The following is a 3,849-nucleotide window of genomic DNA, read 5'->3' on the forward strand; positions in this document are numbered from 1 at the left end:
GCTCCAAAATTGCCGATCAATGCCCCTTTAGGAGAACCGGGATTGCATGGGGCAGTATGGTTTGAGACCGTTTATCAAGATGAAAAAGATCCGAGTGGAAGGACCTTGTACGCTATCTACCACAATGAAAATTATCCTGAAACCCTCCCTTACAATGAAGCAACCGGAGAAGGCTATATCGACAAGGACTGGCCCTTGGGTCTGACTGAAAGAATCACCCCTGCTGCTGTTTGTCGGATCGGAGTCATGAAGTCCACTGATGGGGGATGGAGTTGGGAAAATAAAGGGTTGTTTTTGGAAGACAAACAGCCAAGGATGATCTTGAAGCCGCATAATATTTCTAAGACTTTTGCCGGTGGGGTAGGGGATCCATCTGCAGTGGCTGTGGGTGAATACCTCTATTTGTTTTATGGTGAATATGGATATCCCGGAGTTTACGATGCAGCATCATACGATCCAATCAAGGAATGGAGCGGACAGTGCATCAGCATTGCCCGGATAAGGATAGATGATCTGGATGATCCCCAAGGAAAAGCCCAACGATGGGATGGAGAAGGATTCAATGCGGATTGGGATGGAATAGGCAAGCCTGTTTCCTCACTTCAAATGCCAAAAGAAGCAGGCGGTGGTCCCGCTTCTTCCCCGACAGGCGGTTTCCATTGGGGACCATCTGTCAGTTGGAATACCTACCTGGAATGTTGGGTAATGATGATGGGAAAAGTGGAAGGCCAATCATGGGTTGGAGATGAGCTGTATATTTCATTCAATCCCCACAAAGAATTGGGAGAAGGCAACAATTCTCAAGCTTGGACCAAACCTCAGAAACTGCTGGAAGAACCCGGGCATGTACTTTGGTATCCTTCCCTACAGCCTTTGAATACACCGGAGGACATTGCCAATAAATATACGAGTCTCAGGCTTGGCAAGCAGGCAAGGTTGTTTTTCAAGTATTCTGACTTGGGAAAATACATGTCCGAATATATCGTCGAGTTTGAAAAATAAGCCAAAATCTCCCATGACCAAACCGAAGATAGCTTGTCTGCTGCTTTTAATATTGATCACCTCATATGCCGGATATCCCCAGTCCCAAAAGCCCAATATCCTTTTTTTATTTGCAGATGATCAGCGGGCGGACGCACTTGGCATAAGCGGCAATCCTTATATCCAAACTCCCAACATTGACCAATTGGCAAAGGAAGGAAGTCGATTTACCAACGCCTATGTAATGGGGGGACACCATGGTGCGATCTGCGCTCCTAGTCGGGCGATGCTCTTGAGTGGAAAAAGTCTTTTTCAAGTTTATGACCGCCTCAATGGAGTCAATACTATGCCGATGGATTTTGCAAGGGCAGGTTATACAACTTTTGGTACCGGCAAATGGCACAATGAAAAAGAGGCCTTTGAGGCGAATTTTCAGCAAGCTAAAAATGTCTATCTGGGCGGTATGGCAGACCATTATGCCATTGCGCTTAGGGACTTTGATGAAAATGGGAAATTGGGAGATCCTCAAATCAAAGGATTTTCCACGGAGGTTTTTACAGAGGGAGCTATTGAATTCATCCAAAACCATTCAAAAACCGACGATGGGAAGCCTTTCTTTTGCTATGTAGCCTTCACAGTCCCCCACGATCCCTATTCGCCAGCACCGGAATTTATCAATCATTATCGTGATGGAAGGCTGCCACTTCCCGGAAATTATATGGGGCTTCACCCTTTTCAGTTTGATCAATTGAATGTCCGTGATGAAAACCTGACAGGCTGGCCAAGAAAGCCGGAAGTGATTCAGATGATTCTCTCTGACTATTATGGATTGATCACCCATTTGGACCAACAGATCGGAAAAATAATTTCTGTATTGAAAGAAAATGGGCAATACGACAACACGATTATTGTCTATGCTGCTGACAACGGTCTTGCGGCCGGAAGTCATGGACTGCTTGGGAAGCAGAATCTCTACGAGCACAGTACCAAAGTTCCCCTCATCATCAAAGGCCCCGGAGTCCCTCAAGGTAAGGAATTTGATGCGCTGACTTATCTGTTTGACCTATATCCTACTTTATCTCAACTGGCAGGATTGCCAAATCCCAAAGATATATCCGGCAAAAGTTTGGTTCCGATTCTTCAGGGAAAAGAAACCCAAGTCAGAAGTTCTTTATTTACTGCTTACAGAAATACTGTCCGGGCGGTTAGGGAAGGAGATTGGAAGTTGATCAGATATCCTGAAAGGGACTTTACACAATTATTCAATCTGAAAAATGATCCTCTGGAGCTACAAAATCTAGCATTGAAAGAGGAATATTCTGGAAAGAGAGAAGCGCTTTTGAAGCTGATGAAACTTTGGCAAAAAGAAACCGGAGACACCACTGTGTTAACAGCCAAAGTCATCAAACCCATGGAATACGATTCTAAATCAATCATAAGGCAACCTGATCAATGGCAGCCGGAATATACTTTAAAGCGATATTTTGAAAAAAATCATTAAAATTAACCGAACAGACCTTTTTCTATTTATTCTCTTTCTTGGAATATGGAGTCAAGGATTCTCTCAAGAAACGATTGTTTTTGAAGGAGGAAAAGAAGGGCACAAAATCTACCGTATCCCTGCCATCATCGACTTACCCAACGGGGATTTTTTGGCTTTTGCCGAAGGCCGAGTCAATGGTTCCGATGATTTTGGAGATGTCAACCTAGTCATGAAAAGAAGTGTTGACGAGGGGAAATCCTGGTCTTCCCTCCAATTGCTTGTTGACTATGAAACATTACAGGCAGGAAATCCCGCTCCTGTGGTGGATTTGCACGATCCTGAGCATCCGGAAGGAGTGGTTTACCTTTTTTACAACACAGGAAACAACCATGAATATGATATCCGCATGAATCGGGGAGTAAGAGAGGTTTGGATGATGAAATCTTTCGACCTGGGGAATACATGGCAGGAACCTATCAATATCACTTTGCAGGTTCACAAGCCAAACAATCCTGAATTCAATCCTGCCTATACATCAAAGGAAGATTGGAGACACTATGCCAATACACCCGGACATGCTTTTCAATTTCAGCAAGGTAAATTCAAAGGCAGAATTTATGTCGCAGCCAACCATTCTGTCGGGCCACCGCAGGAGGATTTTATGGAATACCGGGCACATGGATTTTTCTCGGATGACCATGGCAAGACGTTCCAATTGTCTGAATCCATAGAAATTCCCGGCTCCAATGAAGCCATTGCGGCAGAAATTTCTGACGACAGGATGATCATGAGCATTCGAAATCAGCGGGGGGATATCAGGAGCAGAATTTTGGCATATTCCTCCGATGGGGGCAAAAGTTGGGATGAGGCCTATTTCGAAAAAGCACTTCCCGATCCTGTCTGTCAGGGATCGATCCTTTCACTTGGAATTTTAAACGGGAGAACTGTTTTAGCCCATTCGAATGCTTCTGACACCAAAGAAAGGAACAACCTCACCCTCAAAATCAGCTATGACGAGGGGAAAACCTGGAATAAATCCATATTGGTAGACCGAACCGATGACCCAAACAAACCGTCTTGGGCGGCCTACAGTGATTTGGTCAGGATAGATATAAATTCGGTGGGAGTACTCTACGAGCAGGATAATTATTCGAGGATTATTTTCCAAAAGATCAAATGGAAGGATTGAAAACCAGAGCTTTTCCTTTTATATATCCTTTCAATATTTTGCCCATTCATATCCTAAAACCCAAACAATGAATCCTAGAATCCAAGAATTGGTAAAAAAACTTGACCTCAAGTCCCATCCTGAAGGTGGATATTATTCTGCAACATACCGATCAGGCCTTGATTTGGAAACCAAAGAAGGTGTCCGATCCTTGGCA

The 3,849-nt window shown here is 44.2% G+C and carries 4 protein-coding genes; all 4 read left to right on the plus strand.

Annotated features, from left to right (window positions below; all coding sequences use genetic code 11):
* On the plus strand, positions 1-1,002 hold a 1,002-nt coding region (locus ACZFYI_RS16900), incomplete at its 5' end, for a hypothetical protein (protein WP_462525303.1).
* A gap of 13 nt (positions 1,003-1,015) precedes the next feature.
* Positions 1,016-2,482, plus strand: a complete 1,467-nt coding sequence (locus tag ACZFYI_RS16905) for a sulfatase-like hydrolase/transferase (protein WP_462525304.1) — start codon at positions 1,016-1,018, stop codon at positions 2,480-2,482.
* Entirely contained in the window at positions 2,466-3,653 is a 1,188-nt protein-coding gene (locus ACZFYI_RS16910; RefSeq protein ID WP_462525305.1) for a sialidase family protein, read from the plus strand. Before ACZFYI_RS16905 ends, ACZFYI_RS16910 begins: the two co-directional genes overlap by 17 nt.
* Before the next feature lie 67 nt (positions 3,654-3,720).
* The coding region (locus tag ACZFYI_RS16915) for a cupin domain-containing protein (RefSeq protein ID WP_462525306.1) at positions 3,721-3,849 on the plus strand (129 nt) is incomplete at its 3' end.

Source organism: Aquiflexum sp. (assembly GCF_977115555.1).

Excerpts from the sequence above, each read along its gene's own strand:
- ACZFYI_RS16905 (WP_462525304.1), top strand. The coding sequence starts at position 1,016 with ATGACCAAACCGAAGATAGCTTGTCTGCTGCTTTTAATATTGATCACC.